The organism is Vibrio casei, from assembly GCF_002218025.2.
Lineage (GTDB): Bacteria > Pseudomonadota > Gammaproteobacteria > Enterobacterales > Vibrionaceae > Vibrio > Vibrio casei.
Genome location: NZ_AP018680.1, coordinates 1,823,424 through 1,843,159 on the forward strand (window position 1 = coordinate 1,823,424; position 19,736 = coordinate 1,843,159).

Below are 19,736 nucleotides of genomic sequence, written 5' to 3' on the forward strand. Positions count from 1 at the left end.
CTAGTTGGCTTTAGTGGATTTGGCTGAAGCAGGCGCTTCTGGGGCTTTTTTGACAGACTCATCAGATAACACTTCCACAGGCATGCCAGGGCGGATACGTAATAAATTGTTAGCAATCACGTGATCACCTTCCTGCAAACCAGAGGTAATCACCCACTCATTACTATTAACCGTACCGCCAGTTACGACTGGACGCACAGCCACTTTACCGTCTTCTACCACCATAACCGTCGCTTTACCTAGGTTATTAAATGTCACCAACGATTGAGGAAGTGTCACCATGGGTTGATTATTTGCGGTAATTATTTGCGCTCGCACAAACATTCCTGGAAGCAATATTGAATTAGGATTGGGAATAACAGCACGTAAAGTGACACTTCCTGTCGAAGGATCAACTCGAGTACCTGAAAACGTTAACTTACCATCGTGATCGTATTTTGAGCCATCTTCCAAAGAAACCGACACTTTAAGATTAGAATTATTACCTAAATTTTTCTTGATACGAGCCATCGCCAGTGACGATTGTGTCAGGTCAACATAAATAGGATCAAGTGCTTGAATCATCGTGAGTGGAGTTTCTTGGTTTGTCGTGGTTAACGCACCTTCAGTGACATTTGAAATATCAATACGCCCCGTGATAGGCGCTTTAACTTGCGTATACGACAACAAAATTCCAGCGTTATCTAATGCGGCTTTGGCAACTGCCGATTGAGCTTGAGCTTGTTTCCAGTTTCCTTCTGCGGTGTCGTAATCTTCTTGGCTAATTAATTTACGTTTAATTAAATTTTGATAACGAAGTGCGGTTTTCTTTGATACCGATTCATCCGCTTGAGCCTTCAGTAATGCTGCTTTAGCACTATTCACATCAGATTGGTAAGTAGCAGGATCAATCTGATATAACACGTCACCTTTTTGAACAAGCTGACCTTCTTCAAAAAGTCGTTTTTCAATAATACCAGTGACTTGTGGACGAACTTCTGCAACACGCGGAGACACAACACGTGCTGGAAGTTCTGTGAACGTTGTCGTTGGTTTTTTCTCTACGTTGATGACTTGGACTGATAACGTTTGTGGCGAGGTAGAGGTTGTTTTTTCTGAATCATTCTTAGTATCACAACCGACTAAAACTAATAGTAATAAGACGGACAATGATCCGGTAGAAAATCGTTTGGTGAGCATAATGGTTTCTCAAATTTATTTACTAGTACCATCCAAAATCGCAATAGTAAAAAGGTAAAAAATGTTTCCAAGTATGCAAAAATATACCTAACGCCCCTAAAAATAAATGAGAAGGCACTTTGTTTACATTTATTTACGATAACCGAGCCATGTTGACTCGGTAAGCGTTAGGTTATTCATTAATCTTGTACAATACGGTCAGCCAATGTACTCACGGCAATCGCAAAATAGTAAGAGCGATTCCAGTGCATAAGTACGTTGTAATTATTATAGACTAAATAACTACGACCAATCTCATCATCGGGCATGATTAACCACGCTTTAATATCTTCTTTTAAAACCGGCAATGGCGACCCATCTAAACTTGTAATCCCGATTTTACTCCACTCTTGTAAATATTTGCCTTTCTCTTCATCTCTTCCTTGAAGTTCAGGGTTGATGCCAGCCGGTACGTGAATTTGGCGTCCCCACGTGTATTTATCGTCCCAACCTTCTGTTTTTAAATAGTTAGCTGTGGAAGCAAACACATCTTCCTTAGTTGTCCAAATGTCTTTTTTACCATCTCCATTACCATCAGCCGCATAATGTAAAAATGAAGTTGGCATGAATTGAGCCTGCCCCATAGCACCAGCCCAAGATCCTTTCATATTGTCAGCGCTGATATGACCTTCATCAATGATCTGTAATGCCGCCATGGTTTGTTTACGAAAAAGCGCTTCACGGCGACCATCAAACGCCAAAGTCGACAGCGCTTCCACCACATTGTAATTGCCCGTAAATCGCCCGAAATTACTTTCAACGCCCCACAATGCAACAATGAAACGAGGTTGAACGCCATAAGCATCACCAATACGTTTTAAATCATCAAAATACTCATGATAAAGCCGCTTTCCTTGTTGAACTTTCCATTTAGGAACCGCTCTTGGGATATACTCATCCAAAGTCAGTTTTTTCTCAGGTTGGTTATTATCAGCAACCACCGCTTTGGGCTTAAATTGAACATTTTTAAATGCTGAATTTATCGTAGACTCGCTAATGCCTTTTTCTTTCGCTTCTTGCTTTAAACCTTGAACATAAGCGTCAAAATCAGTTTCAGGTGTCGCAAAACTTTGGAAACTCATTATGCTTCCAACCAAAAATGCAGCCACACCAATAAATTTGGTTTTCATACTTCCCCTTACAACACGTTTACGATTGAGATTTACGAGATTTATATTCATCAAGTAAGTTGATCTGTGGTGGTGGCAGCTGTAAAAAGAATCCGTCGTCTTTTAAAGACATTTTTACTTTTTCAATATCGGCTAATGCGAGTTTTCGCCCTTCCATTTTCATCACCATAACGAAAATGGGTTTACCAAACATTGTCAATAGAGCTTGAGGAACGTCTGAAAAATCATCTTTCTTTGAAATATAAAGATACATTCCTTCTTTCTTGCTGCTTTTATACACAGAACACAACATAACTATCCTTTTTTGCATTTAATATAAGCAATCTAAACTGGTAAATGGACTTTCGCTTGGAATTAACACCGTTTTTTATCATTATAATGTCATTTGACAGGCAATTAACCCAGTAAAGTCTTATATAGACTATAACATTGAGAGCCTTTTTAAAGTTAAACATTCCGACGACTGGTAACCAATGGTTTGAAATTTAACTCATTGTATTTTCAATACACGCATTCAACTTTAGAGTAATTGTCTATATGGCTACAAAACCCGATTTAAAAGGAAGCAGCTTTGCCTTATCTGTCCTTCATTTAACGGAAGATAATGTAGAAAACTGTCTTCAATTTTTACACAGTAAAGTCAATCAAGCACCTGCTTTTTTCACCCATGCACCCTTAGTCGTCGACATTGAAAAGTCACAGCAAATTGACATAGATTTCATTGCCTTGCGTCAGGGAATTGTGAAGGCTGGTATGATCCCAGTTGGCGTTACTGGTTGTAAAAGCAATAACGTAAAAACATTGGTGACTAATGCCGGTTTTGCGGTGATGTCTAACAGTAAAAGTAGCTATCAACCCCCAGCAGAATTAGTTCCAACGAAAGTCATTCGGACACCAATACGTTCTGGGCAACAAGTCTATGCCAAAGATACAGATTTAGTCATTTTAAGCCATGTAAGTGCCGGCGCAGAAGTGATCGCCGACGGAAGCATTCATATTCATGGTACTTGTCGAGGCCGAGCCATTGCTGGCGCGAATGGCCAACAAGATGCAAAAATCATTTGCCAAGATCTACAAGCTGAATTGGTTTCAATTGCTGGCAATTATTGTTTAAGTGACCAAATTGATACTGAATATTGGCAAAAGAAAGTCATTCTTTCATTGCAAGATAAGACGCTACAGTTTGAAAAAGTAACATAATATTAATCGCTTTCGTATTAGCAGCAACACTTTAGATATTTTTAAGCAGCCATGTTACATTCAGCTCAAATATCTTGAATTTTACGCACCTAAGTGAATATCCATATTTAACAAAAGGAAAGGGAAAAATGGCACGTACTATCGTCGTGACGTCAGGTAAAGGAGGTGTAGGCAAGACTACCTCTAGCGCAGCAATCGCATCTGGGCTGGCCTTACGAGGCAAAAAAACTGCGGTTATCGATTTTGATATCGGTTTGCGTAACCTTGATCTCATTATGGGTTGTGAACGTCGTGTTGTTTATGATTTTGTAAATGTTATCAATGGCGAAGCAACACTCAATCAAGCTCTGATTAAAGATAAACGCTGTGAGAACTTATACATTCTTCCGGCCTCTCAGACTCGTGACAAAGATGCATTAACTCACATTGGTGTGAAACGCATTTTAACTGAACTGCATGATATGGGGTTTGATTTCATTATTTGTGACTCTCCTGCCGGTATCGAGCAAGGTGCCTTGATGTCGCTATACTTTGCTGATGAAGCAGTCATTACTACCAATCCAGAAGTCTCTTCGGTTCGAGATTCAGACCGAATTTTAGGCTTACTCGATTCTAAATCATTACGGGCCGAACAAGGACTTGAACCGGTTAAGCAACATTTACTATTAACCCGTTATAATCCTGCTCGTGTTAACGCTGGTGAAATGCTGAGTGTCACCGATGTTGAAGACATTCTGCATATTCCTTTATTGGGTGTCATTCCAGAAAGCCAAGCCGTATTAAATGCTTCAAACAAAGGCGTGCCTGTAATTCACGATGATGAATCCGATGCAGGTCTTGCCTATAGTGACGCGGTTGACCGCCTACTTGGTGAAGAAAGAGAGTTTCGCTTCTTAACTGAAGAGAAAAAAGGCATCTTTAAACGTTTATTTGGAGGTTAATATGTCACTACTACAATTCTTCCGACCGAAGAAAAAAGACACCGCCAACCTCGCCAAAGAACGCTTACAGATCATTGTTGCTGAACGTCGTAATCATGGCAGTACTAACCCTTCTTATTTACCTCAATTAAAAGAAGATATTTTGCAAGTGCTAAGCAAGTACGTGTCGGTTGACCCTTCCATGGTCAACGTGAGCTTAGAGCAAGGCGATGATGATCTTTCTGTACTAGAATTAAACATTCAGCTACCAGAAAAAGAGTAAAACCTTCCTCATAAGAAAGCCGCTTCACATTGATATGAAAGCGGCTTAAATTGTCTAAAAGGGTAAATAACGAAAATCGAAATACGCTATTTCATCTGTTTATTGAGTATTTCCCCTAAAATATCTTTACGCCAGTCTCGCATCACATCCGGAAGGTTGCTTTCCGAACGATCGTCTAACCAAACCCATGAAATAAACTGATTAAGTTGTTTTTTAGAGGCTAAAAATTCCGTTGCCAAACCAGTTGATTCAGACACAGCCTTAACTTCATCTTTAAGTCGTTTAAACAGTTGTTTATAAGTCGGATCATCCATTAAACGTGTGATTTTATCTGGCCATTCACTTTTCGGTGTTGCCACCCCTTGCTTCACAAGATCAATCAATGTATTACCATGTCGACGGATCTCACGGTGATCAAAACCCGCTTCATTCATTTGTTTCAAACTGGTCATTTTAAGGCGGCATATTTCTAGCATATTGGCTTCTTTAACAATGAAGTTTAAAGCCAAGTCTCGCTTTTGCGCTTCTAGCAAACGCCACTTTGCAATCACTTTTAAAATTGCCAATTGTTCGGAGTTAAGTGTCCAAGCGCCTTTAACATCAAGAAAAGCATTATTAGCGTCTACTGTTTTTAAGCGCTTACTGATTAAAAGGGTTGATTCTTGCTGAACCGCTTCCAACCAACCTTTTGACTCTACTTCTTCCAGCAATTGCTGATAAAGAGGCAATAAGTAGTAAACATCGGCAGCAGCATAATCAAGTTGCTTATCGGTTAATGGGCGAGCTAACCAATCGGCCCTTGATTCACTTTTATCGAGCTCTACCGATAAGTACTCATTGACTAGAGCAGCAAACCCTGTAGACAATCCATGACCGAGAAAAGCGGCCATTAACTGCGTATCAATCATCGGATTTGGAATACAACCAAACGAATGCTGAAACACTTCTAAATCTTCACCACAGGCGTGTAAAATTTTCATCACGGATTGGTCTTGTAACAACTCAGCAAACGAGTCCATGTTATCAATTTCAAGTGGATCGATTAATACTAATTGTTCACCATCAAATAGCTGAATTAACCCCAACTGAGGATGGTAAGTCCGAGTACGGACAAATTCAGTATCGAGCATGACCACTTGCGCTAATCGTGCTTTTTCACACACATGAGCTAGTGCTTGAGTATCTTTGATGATGGTATAGTTCACGTCATTCCTTAAAATAAAAATGCCAGATCTTTCCTTCTCTAAACTAGATAGAATAGAAGTAGCTTCTGGCATTCTAATCACTTAATAATTTTACAGTATACTCAAATTTATTGAGCACATATCCCTCAAGCTAAGCCGGTTGCTTGTCCGCTGATTTCTTTGAAAGATTTGCTATGTTTTCTTCCCTGAGCTCACGGCGAAGAATTTTACCTACATTACTTTTTGGCAGCTCTTCTCTGAACTCAACAATTTTAGGAATTTTATACCCCGTTAGATGCTCACGACAATGGGCGATTAATTCTTCTTTTGTTAAGCTACTATTATTTTTAACCACATAGATTTTAACCACTTCACCCGAAGCGTCGTTAGGTTGGCCAATGGCTGCCACTTCTAAGACCTTACTATTTAACGCAACCACATCTTCAATTTCGTTCGGGTAAACGTTAAAACCAGACACCAAAATCATGTCTTTTTTACGATCAACAATATACATAAAGCCTTCTTCATCAAACCGAACAATATCACCGGTTGATAACCAGCCATCATGGGTCAGAATTTCTTTGGTCGCTTCAGAACGCTTCCAATACCCTTCCATGACCTGTGGGCCTCGTACTTGAAGCTCACCCGTTTGATCATAAGGTAATACATTGCCTTCATCATCAATAATACGAACATCCGTTGAAGGCATTGCAAGGCCAATAGACCCATTATATTCTTTCAAATCGTATGGGTAAGCGGCTACTAAAGGCGCACATTCAGTTAAACCATACCCTTCAAGTAAATAACATTTGGTGATCTTTAACCATTTTTCAGCCACTGCGCGCTGAACCGCCATACCACCACCGACAGAAAATCGTAAATGACTAAAATCCAATTCTTTAAAATCTTCATTATTCACTAAGGCATTAAACAATGTGTTCACACCTGTCATCGCCGTAAAAGGCACACCTTGAAGCTCTTTAACAAAACCTGGGATATCTCGTGGGTTGGTAATCAATAGATTACGAGCACCAATTTCGATAAACAATAAGCAGTTAATTGTTAACGCAAACACGTGATACAACGGCAGCGCCGTGACCACAACTTCACGCCCCTCTTGTAGGAATGAACCATAAGCTCCTTTGGCTTGCAGAACATTCGCGACCATATTGCGATGCGATAAAATAGCGCCTTTAGCTACGCCGGTTGTCCCGCCGGTATACTGCAAGAAAGCAATGTCATCACCTTCAATAAATGGTTTTACATACTGTAAGCGTCGACCACGATACAATGCTTTACGAAACGAAATCGCCCCGGGTAAATTATACTTAGGTACCATCCCTTTTACATATTTAACGACAAAATCAACAATGGTGCCTTTTACTTTCGGCAACATTTCGCCAAGGCTCGTTAAAATAACATGTTTAATAGGCGTATTAGCAACGGCCTTTTCAAGGGTATGTGCAAAGTTAGACACAATAACAATCGCCTTTGCATCGGCGTCGTTTAGCTGGTGTTCTAGTTCTCTTGGCGTATACAGTGGGTTCACATTCACCGCAATCATGCCTGCACGCAAAATGCCAAATAAAGCAATAGGATATTGCAGAACATTCGGCATCATTAAAGCGACACGATCGCCTTTTTGCAATTTAAGATCATTTTGTAGATAAGCCGCAAAAGCACGACTACGCTCTTCTAGCTTCCGGTAAGTCATCACCGAACCCATGTTCATGAAAGCAGGTTGGTCCGCAAATTTTTGTACCGATTGCTCAAACATTTCAACTAACGATGAATATTTGTCTGGATCAATCGTTTCCGGCACGTTTTCTGGGTAACGTTTTAGCCAAGCTTTTTCCACAATATTTTCCTTTCATTAAATCGTCAGTACTCTTTTCTTATCACCATTCTTTCACTCAATTTATTCTCGTTGAGTTGGAATAAGATCCACTGGCGAATCTAGATTATTTAAATACATTATTCTTATATAAATACTAACGAGTATGAGAACTAACCGTCTGTAATAAAATCACATTTCTGTGAGCTGCTTTCGGACAAATGTCACGATTAATTCACTTACTTCTTCTACCGATTCAATATGGCAGTGATGACCACCCATCACGGTAACTTCTTCATTAAACTTTAATGCTTCTTTCCTTTGCTGCGCTTCTGCCAGTTGCGGAAAACCTTGGTCACCAAGAATTAACAAGTTACGGCACTCAATGGCTGATAAATACGCTAAGCCTTGTGCTTCCGTCATCCTAAATAAAGAGTCACACGTCAACTTAGGATCATAGCGCCAATACCAATATTCACCCTCTTGATGTGTACCTCGTTCAATGATCGGCTTAAGTTGATACTCACTGAGTTGATTCGCATGCATTCGATGTAAACAAGCATCATGACGTGTTGCATAGCGGCGTATTGGTTTTGCTAATATACGTTGTCGGCTCAGTACGCCTTTACGAAGACGTTGTACCGATTTTTCAGCACTTTCCGTGAGTGGCCCAAGTCCTTCAATCAGAATGACCCCCTGGACCTTTTCCGGAAAAGCCGCACTATAGCAACTTGCGATTAAAGCACCAAGAGAATGCCCTACTAAAATTAAGTTTTTTACTTCTATTTGAGCTAATAATTCATGAAGTTCGGAGATATAGTCGTGAAATGGATAATAATTATCCTGATTGCGATGCTGAGACAAACCATGCCCAGGAAGATCAAGCGATAGAAAGTACCAGTTTGACGCCTCTGCTTTTTGACAGATAGATTCAATCGTAGTGGTAAAACTCGCGGCATTATCGAGCCAACCATGAATAAAAATGAGAGCAGCTTGCGCCTCACTCTCATTTCCATATTCAAGTGCCGATAAACCAATATTAGACAATTGCAACTTTCGTTCTTTTAACATTATCGGACTTCTTTAATCACATTCATCCTGATGGGAACATAGCCTCGACAACGATAAGTGCTAAAACCACAGCCTCCCATCCCATAATTATCATTCATGATATAAGTACTTTCCTGGATCACCCATAAACGCTGCCCATAGGCTTTCATAACCGGAAAAGTATATTCGAATTCACCAACTCTCCCTTTTTCGGATGGCATGGTTTGACCCACCACACTGATCAAGCTGCCTTTTTCATAATTAACAGGATCGAGAAAACCATCAACATATGCAACAAATCGACCTTCAGGCGCTTGATTAATATCCGGTTTACCTATGCTAGAAATCGGTATGTTCGCAATCTCAATACGAGTTTTATCTTTTTGATTGGTGATTTTCGTGATGACACCACCTAAACGAACCTCTTTTTTAGACACTAGTGGCGTATTTTTCCACTGCTGGTAGTCCGTTATGGGGGCATCTGCGGTACGAGTATTCAACTCTTCAGGTAAGGTTGAGCAGGCCGTTAAGGTAAGGATAGTTAAAGTTATCAGTAATAAACGTTGCATAATTTATCCTTTCGCTAAAGTAAGCCTATCGTTTAGACAAAACGCTATCTCAATGCTTTAACGCTTGAAAAGTGCATAAAAAAAGACTTAATATTTCAATAAGATAAAAGCTAGATACGCTCTCCTTTTATCCATTCCAACAATGACCATACTGTATTTTCCACATCATTTATTCACGGCCAGGTAATTTTTTCCACGTAACTTTATCGCGTAAGTACGTTGGGCTCGCCTGTTCTGCGTTGACTGTATTACCTTTATTCCACTCAAGCTGCGCTAATACGGCAATGTCTTGAGCTTCTGGGTACAAAATATCGCTTGATTGCATATTCAACGGGAGATGAGATAACGTTTCATGATAAGCCGCCCAGCCAGTTCCCGCTTGTACCCAAAGACCTTCCGATGTCAACACATTATCGACCAACTCCTGTGGTGGAATTACACACTCACCTTGAGAATCACTCATGAGAAGCGCAGACCACCCACCATCATCTTGACGAATATACTGAGCCCAATAAATTTCACTCATTCTGGCATCGATAGCAGTCACAACTTGTCCACTTTGATTCACTCTATAACAAGCTTGCGCCATCGCAGCTAGAGTCGAAATACCAATCATGGGGAGCTCGGCACCAAAAGAAAGACCTTGTGCAATGCCAATACCAATACGAACACCCGTAAAACTACCCGGCCCACGTCCAAATGCTAATGCATCCAGATCATGTAATGAAATACCCGCTTCTTTTAATACTTCATCAACCATAGGCAGAATTTTTTTAGTATGATCGCGTGGTGCCACTTCACTACGTGTGAACATTTGATCATTGATCATCAGTGCAACAGAGCAGTTTTCTGTTGATGTATCTAAGGCAAGAATTTTTGCGCTCATTAAAGCCTCAAGCTATTTCAATTATTATTTAATAAAAAATCCGATACTTTACTCAAGTCTCGGGTTCTTGGTATCGGGGGTAAACTCTGTAAAAAGATGCCACCATAATCTCGGGTGACCAAACGATTATCACAGATAATCAACACCCCTTTATCGTTCTGATCTCGAATTAAGCGACCAACGCCTTGCTTTAAGGTAATCACAGCTTCAGGCAATTGCACTTCTGAAAAAGCATCGCCTTGCTTTAAACGACAATCTTCAATTCGAGCTTTTAATAATGGATCATCCGGTGCCGTAAACGGCAATTTGTCGATGATAACACAGCTTAACGTATCGCCTCTAACATCAATCCCTTCCCAAAACGCACCAGTTGCAACCAAAACGGCATTCCCCAGCTCTATAAATTCATTCAATAATTTTTGTTTACTGGTTTCACCTTGAACCAATACAGGTAAATCTAATTGATCTCGAAATAAATCCGCTAATTGTCGCATCATATGGTGAGACGTACACAAGAAAAAACAACGGCCTTTATTCGCAACGATCACCGGTGATAACATTTCGGCTAATTTTTCGGCCATTCCCACACTGTTTGGCTCTGGTAAATAACGAGGCACACAGAGTAGCGCTTGAGTTTGATAATCAAACGGGCTTGGTAAAGTAAACTGTTGCTTTGGCGATATGCCTAAACGATCCGTAAAATGTTTAAAGTTATCTTTTACCGCTAACGTAGCAGAAGTAAAAATCCAACTGCCCTTCTTCAATTCTATTTGTTCTTTAAACTTTTCAGACACCGATAATGGCGTAATATGCAAACTAAAATGGCGTGGCGAACATTCAAACCAATAAGAATAACCGGTAATAGAAACATCACAGACTCGGGTTAGTCGGCTTTTTACCATATGTGTACGCTCATAAGCAGCGTCCAATAATTCACTGCGACCTAACGCTATTTTTAAGACCTCTAAAGCCAAGTCTAAAGCATCATGTAAGCGCTCAATATCTCGTATCACCGATGGTGCTTTCACCACTTCACGCCAATTACCACGAGTGCCTTTTTCTGAAAATCGGGTTCCTTTTGAACTCACCTCGCCTAATGTAATACGCAGATCCATGAAAGTTTGGTTTAATTTAACAGCAATTTTTTGCAATTGACGCATGTCCTTCGCTTCTGTGCGATAACCAATTTCAATGTCTTTTGCGAGTTCTTGGATTTGACGACTTGAAATAGATTGTCCGAAGTATTGGCTAGCGATATCGGGCAATTGATGAGCTTCATCAAAAATAAAGACGTCAGCATCGGGAATTAACTCACCAAATCCGGTTTCTTTTATCGCCAAATCAGCCAAAAACAAATGATGATTAACCACAACAATGTCTGCATCCATGGCTTTGCGCCGAGCTTTAAGAACAAAGCAATCTTGGTAACTTGGGCATTCCTTCCCTAAACAATTATCATTGGTAGACGTAATCGTGCTGATGATCGGTGAGTCTTCAGCTATCGCATCACACTCCCCCAGATCGCCACTTTTATTAGCCGAAGACCAAGAACGGACTTTCACCAATTGAGATAACAATTCAGGGTCAGCTTCTGTGGTATGACTTTCAATCAATTGACGGCTTAAACGGTCTAAACACAGGTAGTTAGAACGCCCTTTTAATAATGCAACATTTCCCATAAAACCCAAGGCACTCACCATCAAAGGCAAATCTCTATGATAAAGCTGCTCTTGCAAGTTCTTAGAGCCGGTGCTGATAATTACTTTTTTACCACTTAATAATGCAGGCACAAGATACGCAAAGGTTTTTCCCGTTCCAGTTCCCGCTTCGACTACCAACTGATCTTGATGTTGAATTGCCTTGTGTACCGCTTCAGCCATATCAATCTGAGGCTGTCGCGGCTGAAACCCCGGAATAGCTTTACCAAGTGCACCAGAGGAAGAAAAAGTTTTGCTGATCATGGATTGCCGATACCCAAATGACGTTATAGGAGCGAGCAATTATGGCAGCTTTATTAAAGCAGTGGAAATGACTTACTTGGTATGCTAGATCCAATGGGAGACTCACATTGTAGACAGTTAAAGAGAAAAGCTTTCAATCCACTTGCCAATTGGCGGGCTGACCGTTAAATTGTTCGGCTACTTTTGTTTATCAAATGCTGACAGACATCCACGTCACGGCGATTTGATATTAAAGTAAATCTTTTTAATCGAATGGTAGTGATACCAAGAAATCAGCTTTCCGTTCGATATTATTACTATTTGGTATTGTCGTTATTAGGTATAGCCACTTTTTGGATTGAATATGGAAAACGTAGAAAGAAAAACACTGCTAACGCATTGCAGTGATGAACATGGTTTAATCGCTAAAATTACCAATATTTGCTTTAAACATCAGTTAAACATTATTCATAATAATGAATTCGTTGATAATGCCAGCGGTCACTTCTTCATGCGAACCGAACTGGAAGGCACTTTTGATGATAAAACATTACTGGCTGATTTAGATCTCGCCCTTCCAGCGAGTAGCAAACGTTCTTTGATTAGCTCATCGTGCAAAAAAATCGTGATTATGGTGACAAAAGAAGCGCACTGTCTTGGTGATATTTTGATGAAAGCCTACGACGGTAGCCTAGATGTTGAAATTGCAGCGGTAGTGGGTAACTACGATAAATTGCAAACCTTAACCGAGCGCTTTGATATTCCTTATCACTTTATCTCTCATGAAGGTTTAAGCCGTGAAGAGCATGAAGAAAAAATGCTCGATGTGATTAAAGGTTATGATCCTCGCTACGTGGTTTTAGCAAAATACATGCGTGTGTTGACGCCAAATTTTGTTTCTCAGTTTCCACATAAAATCATCAATATTCACCATAGCTTTTTACCTGCTTTCATTGGCGCAAAACCGTATCAACAAGCCTTTGACCGTGGTGTGAAAATTATTGGTGCTACTGCGCACTTTGTAACCAACGATTTAGATGAAGGTCCAATCATTAAGCAAGATGTGATCCCTGTCGATCATAATTTCAGCGCAGCAGATATGGCCCAAGCAGGCCGTGATGTAGAGAAGAATGTATTGAGCAAGGCATTAAACAAAGTGGTCAATGATCATGTGTTTGTTTACGGCAATAAGACTGTAATTCTATAGCAAAGCGATTTATAACAAAAATAGGGGCGCTCGGTTTTTAGCTGAGCGCCCCTGCTAATTTTAGAAAAGATAAACTTATTAGACTTGCTCGCTCGCAATCACTTCTTTCAAAGAATGTGGATGCAGCTTAATACACACGCCATTTTTCTTGAAAGCCACTGTCGGATTGACCAAACGCTCCCCCTCTCCTTGTGGGCTGGATAATTTCACTTTGATCCCTTTTTCAGCCAAGCTATCCCAATTACCCGACAATTGCGGAAATACAGCTTTTACCTCTTCGACAAATTCATGTGCGGTTTGCGCAGAACTAGGTACGACAAACTCAACATGCTCCCAACCTTCATTTGGATACGCTTTATCACTTGGATAAGGCAGTTCTAAACATTCAATATGATGTCCATCAATGACTAATGGCTGCTCAAACTCAATCACAATAATCGGCCGGCCATTAATTAACGCCTTAGAAATTTGTTTTCCTTGAGTGAGCCATTCTTGGTGCACCAACTTTGCTACGTTGAGATCGTTAATTCGCATCGCAATATGATCCGCCACCAAAGCTGGAGTATCAATGCCCAACTCATTCGCTAACATTAAAATATCCCCCCAGAAGCGAGGTAAATCAGACAATAATGTTTTAGGAAATAGATGAGCTGATAGTGAAGCCGTCATAATTGTTGTGTTCCAAATGAAGATGAATATTGCGAAGTGTATCTGAAATACCGCGATAGCAAAAACCATTGAAATAACTACCCAAGACCTAACACCAAATAATAAGACGATAAATCGAGCAAAATACCTTTATTTTGTCGATTAGGTTTTTCATGTGTCGATAAATATTGGTATCATGGATCACATTTTCTAATTAAAAATTTTGACTGGTTGTCTATTCAAGCACAACCACTCTTATCGCTACTACATAGGAAGCTCACGTGAATATTGCAGCCCTCATTAATGACAAAGTTTCACAGGCTCTTGAAGCCGCTGGCGCACCTGCTGGAAGCCCAGCCGCCGTCCGACCATCAGCCAAAGCACAATTTGGTGACTACCAAGCCAATGGTGTTATGGGCGTGGCAAAAAAATTAGGCATGAACCCACGTGAATTTGCACAAAAAGTCATTGATGTATTAGACCTAGACGGTATCGCGAGCAAGGCTGAAATTGCGGGTCCGGGCTTCATTAACATTTTCCTAGAGCCGGCCTTTTTAGCCAAACAAGCCTCTGCTGCATTGGCTGATGCACGTTTAGGGATTGCCACTCAAGCTCAACAAACTATTGTTGCCGATTATTCCGCACCAAATGTGGCAAAAGAGATGCACGTTGGTCACTTACGTTCAACCATCATTGGTGATGCGGTGGTTCGTACTCTTGAATTTTTAGGCCACAAAGTAATTCGTGCTAACCACATTGGTGACTGGGGTACGCAATTTGGTATGTTGATTGCTAACCTTGAGCGAGTAGAAAAAGAGCAAGGCGAAGTATCGATGGAGCTTGCTGATTTAGAAGGCTTCTACCGCGAATCAAAAAAGTTATACGATGAAGATGAAGCCTTTGCTGAACGTGCTCGTGCCTACGTTGTTAAACTGCAAGGTGGTGATGAGCATTGTGCGAAAATGTGGAAGAAATTAGTGGATGTCACCATGATCCAAAATCAACGTAACTACGATCGCTTAAACGTATCGTTAACTCGTGATGATGTCATGGGTGAAAGCATGTATAACGACATGTTATCGGTTATCGTCGCTGACTTAAAAGAAAAAGGCTTAGCGGTTGAAAGTGAAGGCGCACAAGTCGTTTTCCTTGATGAATACAAAAACAAAGATGGCGAACCTATGGGCGTTATCGTACAAAAACGCGATGGTGGTTACCTGTACACCACAACCGACATTGCATGTGCGAAATATCGTTATGAAACACTAGGTGCAGATCGCGTATTGTACTTTATTGATTCACGCCAACATCAACACCTAATGCAAGCTTGGACTATCGTGCGCAAAGCCGGTTATGTGCCTGAGTCTGTTTCACTTGAACACCACGCTTTCGGCATGATGCTAGGCAAAGATGGTCGTCCATTTAAAACTCGCGCTGGCGGTACGGTTCGTTTAGCTGATCTTCTTGATGAAGCGACTGAACGTGCGCAAAAACTGATTGAAGATAAAAACCCTGAGCTTTCAACTGAAGAAAAAGCCAACATTGCTAATACAGTGGCAATGGCAGCAGTGAAATACTCCGATCTTTCTAAGCACCGTACCACCGATTACATTTTCGATTGGGATAACATGCTAGCGTTTGAGGGAAATACTGCCCCTTATATGCAATATGCTTATACTCGTGTGGCCTCTATCTTTGCTAAAGCAGACATTGATATGAACAGCCTTTCGGGTGATATAATGATCGGTGATGACAAAGAAAAAGCACTGATTTCTAAATTACTGCAATTTGATGAAGCGGTCACTTCTGTCGCTCGTGAAGGTCAACCGCACTTAATGTGTAGTTATTTATTTGAATTAGCAGGTCAATTTTCTAGCTTCTATGAAGCCTGTCCAATCCTAAATGCCGCAGATGAGACCGTAAAACAAAGCCGCTTAAAACTGGCTGCATTAACAGCAAAAACCATTAAGCAAGGTTTAGACTTGTTAGGTATTAAGACTTTAGAACGCATGTAATTTCGTTCTTATTCGGCGTCTTACTCCACGATGTCTTACCCTATTTATAGACTAAAACTGAACCCCTTCGATATTTCAGATTCGAAGGGATTTTTTTATTCATTTAGTGGTATTCTTTTTATACCAATCAAAAAATATAAGGTTGTTTTATGAGTTTTCTTTTGCACCCTCAACTTCAAGCTGATACCGATATCATTGGTGAATTTCCATTGTGTTTAGCTTTACTGCATAAGGAAGACATCGGCCCTTGGGTGATTTTGGTCCCTAAAAAACCCAACCTCCAAGAGTTGCACCATTTACCAATGGCAGAGCAACAACAGTTTTTAGTGGAATCTCAAACCGTCTTTGAAAGTTTAGAGACTCTTTATAAACCTAAAAAACTCAATCTAGGTGCATTAGGTAACATGGTGCCACAATTGCATATTCATCATATCGCTCGTTTTGATATCGATATCGCGTGGCCAAAGCCAGTTTGGGGAAACACCGAAGGTAAAACGAGAAACCAAGAATCAACCCAATTAGTTCTGGCACAGTTACGCCATGCATTTATGGAAAAATACGCTGGATTCAGTGCGGTATGATTTTATTAAGTCATTGATAGTATAAACATATTAATAGTATAAAACACTTTGGTATTGCGTCAGAAGTCCCCTAAGAATACTCAATAAAGATACCCAAAAAATACCCAGACACTAGCCGGTTACTTCAGCAGCCTGGATATTATTGGATCATATATACCAAAGTACGAAGGGTACAATTAATACACTTAATTAGGTGATATTAACGATATCAATACGGAGTTTTTGCTCTTTTAAACCAACCTGCTTTAAGCGGGTATAAACAAGCAGCATCACTAGCGTCATGCCAAGAATCCAACTAGTACTGGCGACAGGATGTAAACTAAAACTGCTCGCTTGGTAATAAATCACCGCCGAAGCATAAGCTAGAAACATAGTCCATAAACCAATAAAACGAGCAAACTTAGAGCCAAATTCGCGCGCATAAGCTCCCATTGCAGCAACACACGGTGTGTAGAGTAAGATAAAAATCAAATAAGCAAAAGCGGCACCACCAGTAATAAAATACGCTTGTAAGTTACCAAAAATACCTGAACTTACCCCTTGGTCTTCCGCCGCAACGTTTGAATCGGCTAAGTCCCCAACATCAATGCCTAATGGGTCAGAAAAGCTTAATGCTGATAAATTATCAGGGATACTCTGTAATGCTTCTTGCAAACTGTTGGTTAAGCTGAACTCTACCGCTTCATCCGTAGGATCTGAATACAAGTTATTTAAAGTTCCGACAACGGCTTCTTTAGCAAAAATCCCAGTAATAATTCCCACGGTCGCGGGCCAGTTATCCTTTTCTATCCCCATAGGAGCGAAAACGGGTGTCACAACTTGTGCAACTTTTGATAAAACTGAGTTTTGACTGTCTTCATTACCGAATGAACCATCGGTTCCTAATGAATTTAAAAAACTTAAAATAGCGACAACTACGACAATCGTTTTACCCGCACCAAGAACAAAACGTTTTAATTTTTGCCATGTTTTTAAACCAATACTACGCACTGTTGGAATTTCATAGTCCGGCATCTCCATAATAAAACTGCTACTCTTACCTGGATATAACGTATTTTTAAGAATAATCCCCGTAAACACGGCCGCTAAAATACCCAAAACATACAAAGCGAATACCACATTTTGCCCGTTATTTGGAAAAAATGCGGCTGCAAATAACGTATATACCGGTAAGCGAGCACCGCACGACATGAACGGTGCCATTGCCGCAGAAAGTTTACGCTCCCGTTCTTGATCCATTGTTCTGGTTGCCATAATCGCAGGCACGTTACAACCAAAGCCCAATATTAAAGGGACAAAGGCTTTACCCGGAAGGCCAATTTTTTGCATCACTTTATCAAGAACAAAAGCCGCACGAGCCATATAGCCGGAGCTTTCCAATAACGATAGAAATAAATACAAACAAGCGATAACCGGTATAAAGGTCGCGACAGTTTGAATACCGCCACCGAGGCCATCAGCCAATACCGTGACTAACCAAACGGGTAAATGACTATCTAATAAGTAATGCCCACCATCGACTAAAATTGCTCCCACACCGATATCAAAGAAATCAATAAACGCACTACCAATGTTAATTGAGAACATAAACATCAAGTACATAATGACAAAAAAGATAGGAATACCTAGCCATTTATTTAATACAATTTGGTCTAATTTTTCAGTAAAGTTTTTACTCAAACTAGAATCAATGCTTCTCACTTGATGGCAAAGTTGGTGAAGGTAATTATACTTTGTATTGGTAATCGCTAAATCTAAGTCCAACTCAGCATTTAAACGCTGAACAGTTTCTCTACAATATTCTTTGTCAATATCGGCTAAACGATCAACAACCAATGAATCTTGTTCTAAAGCACGAATTGACATCGCTCTTGGCAAAATAATACTGTCTTTTGACCAAATTGGATTCAAAGCTTCAATGCTACTTTCTATCGTATCGCCATAATCTAATGTCAGCCCATCGATAAACAAAGGTTTTTGCAAAAGACCAAACAGATCATCTTTAAATTTAGTCACTTGCTTTGCATTAATAGCCGATAAAATAAAAACGGGGCAACCCAGCTCTTTTTGTAAAGCGTCAACATCGATTTCCTGGCGTTCGCGATGCAAAGCATCAAGCTTATTCAGGACGACGATCATCGGCCGACCAAGCTCACGAAGTTGAAGTGTCATGTATAAACTTCTTTCTAAGCTTGTCGCATCAACTACATTAATAATCAAATCAGCAGACATTGAAGAAATAGCAGAAGAGGCTATTGACTCATCAATACTGTTTGCATCATTGGCGCTATCTAAAGAATAAATGCCCGGCAAATCGGTTAGCTTGAATTCAGTATCGCGATACTCAAAAAAGCCAGTTTTTTTCTCAACTGTAACACCGGCCCAGTTACCTACATTCTGCTTAGCACCTGTTAAGCCATTAAATAAAGTGGTTTTTCCACTATTCGGATTCCCAACAGTTAATATGTTAAAGCTCATGCATCAACCTCTATTTCAATCACTTCTGCTACTTTTCCACGAATAGCCAATGAGACTCCTCTTACTTCTACTTGTAAGGGATCACCTAATGGCGCTTTACGTATCAATTTAACTTCCGTATTTGGAAGCATTCCCATAATCATTAATTTCTTTCGAATATCACTAGAGAGCGCCGATAAAGTAACAATGCGAGCTGACTGCCCATTTTTAAGTTCATTTAACTTCATGCTTAAATTCCAAACCAAAAATTAATGATAATGATTTCTATTTTTACTCATAATAACCTTTAAAGCAGTAAGTTTTTTTGAGTTATATCAATTCAATCGTTCATTTGAAATTAATTCGTATTTACATCCCGTTAAAAACGTCATTTCAGTTACATTTAAATTTGTTAAAAACGTCAATATTTTTCAAGTTGATTAATTTATAAAACATATCACGCTTACCAAAAACAAATTAAGCTATTGATTTAAAGGAATTTTAACCCATAAGAGTTAAACTGTCGCAATCATCATGAAACATTGTCGTTATTTTTATACAAAAAATAACTGCGTCTGCGTTACAAATAATCCTGTTGATAACAAGTATCAAAC

At 40.0% G+C, this 19,736-nt stretch carries 18 protein-coding genes; 6 read left to right on the plus strand and 12 right to left on the minus strand.

Translation table 11 applies throughout. From position 1 onward, the window contains the following. The 3 genes from VCASEI_RS08590 to VCASEI_RS08600 all read right to left on the minus strand — a co-directional run bounded on the left by VCASEI_RS08590 (position 1) and on the right by VCASEI_RS08600 (position 2,640). Positions 1–1,179: an efflux RND transporter periplasmic adaptor subunit gene (locus VCASEI_RS08590; protein ID WP_086962493.1), complete on the minus strand. Its 1,179-nt coding sequence runs from the start codon at positions 1,177–1,179 to the stop codon at positions 1–3. Between the two features lie 179 nt (positions 1,180–1,358). Next, positions 1,359–2,300, minus strand: coding sequence for a lytic murein transglycosylase (locus VCASEI_RS08595; protein ID WP_394347157.1), 942 nt, complete (start codon positions 2,298–2,300; stop codon positions 1,359–1,361). Positions 2,301–2,367: 67 nt separating this feature from the next. Next, positions 2,368–2,640, minus strand: a complete 273-nt coding sequence (locus tag VCASEI_RS08600; protein WP_089110215.1) for a YcgL domain-containing protein — start codon at positions 2,638–2,640, stop codon at positions 2,368–2,370. Positions 2,641–2,885: 245 nt separating this feature from the next. On the opposite strand from VCASEI_RS08600, the gene minC reads away from it, so the two are divergent. The 3 genes from minC to minE all read left to right on the plus strand — a co-directional run bounded on the left by minC (position 2,886) and on the right by minE (position 4,751). Then, positions 2,886–3,548 (plus strand): septum site-determining protein MinC, encoded by a 663-nt coding sequence (gene minC, locus VCASEI_RS08605; RefSeq protein WP_086962498.1) that lies wholly within the window; start codon positions 2,886–2,888, stop codon positions 3,546–3,548. A gap of 128 nt (positions 3,549–3,676) precedes the next feature. Continuing rightward, positions 3,677–4,489: a septum site-determining protein MinD gene (minD, locus tag VCASEI_RS08610; RefSeq protein WP_086962499.1), complete on the plus strand. Its 813-nt coding sequence runs from the start codon at positions 3,677–3,679 to the stop codon at positions 4,487–4,489. A 1-nt stretch (position 4,490) separates the two neighbouring features. Then, positions 4,491–4,751 carry a cell division topological specificity factor MinE gene (gene minE, locus VCASEI_RS08615; protein ID WP_086962501.1) on the plus strand — a complete coding sequence of 87 codons (261 nt, stop codon included), beginning with the start codon at positions 4,491–4,493 and terminating at the stop codon, positions 4,749–4,751. 86 nt (positions 4,752–4,837) lie between these two features. On the opposite strand, the gene rnd is transcribed toward minE, so the two are convergent. From rnd to VCASEI_RS08645, 6 genes are all read right to left on the minus strand, one after another. Then, positions 4,838–5,956 (minus strand): ribonuclease D, encoded by a 1,119-nt coding sequence (gene rnd, locus VCASEI_RS08620; RefSeq protein WP_086962503.1) that lies wholly within the window; start codon positions 5,954–5,956, stop codon positions 4,838–4,840. A 130-nt stretch (positions 5,957–6,086) separates the two neighbouring features. After that, positions 6,087–7,793, minus strand: a complete 1,707-nt coding sequence (gene fadD, locus VCASEI_RS08625; RefSeq protein WP_086962505.1) for a long-chain-fatty-acid--CoA ligase FadD — start codon at positions 7,791–7,793, stop codon at positions 6,087–6,089. A 168-nt stretch (positions 7,794–7,961) separates the two neighbouring features. After that, positions 7,962–8,840: an alpha/beta fold hydrolase gene (locus VCASEI_RS08630; protein ID WP_086962507.1), complete on the minus strand. Its 879-nt coding sequence runs from the start codon at positions 8,838–8,840 to the stop codon at positions 7,962–7,964. After that, the gene (locus VCASEI_RS08635) at positions 8,840–9,388 is read right to left on the minus strand and encodes a Slp family lipoprotein (protein ID WP_086962509.1); all 549 of its coding nucleotides are present in this window, start codon (positions 9,386–9,388) and stop codon (positions 8,840–8,842) included. Before VCASEI_RS08635 ends, VCASEI_RS08630 begins: the two co-directional genes overlap by 1 nt. Positions 9,389–9,557: 169 nt before the next feature. Then, positions 9,558–10,274 (minus strand): tRNA (adenosine(37)-N6)-threonylcarbamoyltransferase complex dimerization subunit type 1 TsaB, encoded by a 717-nt coding sequence (gene tsaB / locus VCASEI_RS08640; RefSeq protein ID WP_086962510.1) that lies wholly within the window; start codon positions 10,272–10,274, stop codon positions 9,558–9,560. Positions 10,275–10,291: 17 nt separating this feature from the next. Continuing rightward, a complete protein-coding gene (locus VCASEI_RS08645; RefSeq protein ID WP_086962512.1) occupies positions 10,292–12,235 on the minus strand; it encodes an ATP-dependent DNA helicase in 1,944 nt (647 codons plus the stop codon). Between the two features lie 343 nt (positions 12,236–12,578). Between VCASEI_RS08645 and purU the strand changes: the two genes are divergently transcribed. Beyond that, entirely contained in the window at positions 12,579–13,421 is an 843-nt protein-coding gene (gene purU, locus VCASEI_RS08650; protein WP_086962514.1) for a formyltetrahydrofolate deformylase, read from the plus strand. A 78-nt stretch (positions 13,422–13,499) separates the two neighbouring features. On the opposite strand, the gene VCASEI_RS08655 is transcribed toward purU, so the two are convergent. Beyond that, positions 13,500–14,090, minus strand: coding sequence for a VOC family protein (locus VCASEI_RS08655; protein ID WP_086962516.1), 591 nt, complete (start codon positions 14,088–14,090; stop codon positions 13,500–13,502). 260 nt (positions 14,091–14,350) lie between these two features. Between VCASEI_RS08655 and argS the strand changes: the two genes are divergently transcribed. Beyond that, the gene (gene argS, locus VCASEI_RS08660) at positions 14,351–16,084 is read left to right on the plus strand and encodes an arginine--tRNA ligase (RefSeq protein ID WP_086962518.1); all 1,734 of its coding nucleotides are present in this window, start codon (positions 14,351–14,353) and stop codon (positions 16,082–16,084) included. 149 nt (positions 16,085–16,233) lie between these two features. After that, positions 16,234–16,665, plus strand: coding sequence for an HIT family protein (locus VCASEI_RS08665; protein WP_086962520.1), 432 nt, complete (start codon positions 16,234–16,236; stop codon positions 16,663–16,665). A 189-nt stretch (positions 16,666–16,854) separates the two neighbouring features. Here VCASEI_RS08665 and feoB read toward each other — a convergent pair whose 3' ends face one another. Together feoB and VCASEI_RS08675 are read right to left on the minus strand one after the other, a co-directional pair. Next, entirely contained in the window at positions 16,855–19,143 is a 2,289-nt protein-coding gene (feoB, locus tag VCASEI_RS08670; protein ID WP_086962522.1) for a Fe(2+) transporter permease subunit FeoB, read from the minus strand. Further along, the gene (locus VCASEI_RS08675; RefSeq protein WP_086962525.1) at positions 19,140–19,370 is read right to left on the minus strand and encodes a FeoA family protein; all 231 of its coding nucleotides are present in this window, start codon (positions 19,368–19,370) and stop codon (positions 19,140–19,142) included. The genes feoB and VCASEI_RS08675 overlap by 4 nt, the downstream gene beginning before the upstream one ends. Positions 19,371–19,736: the final 366 nt, after the last annotated feature.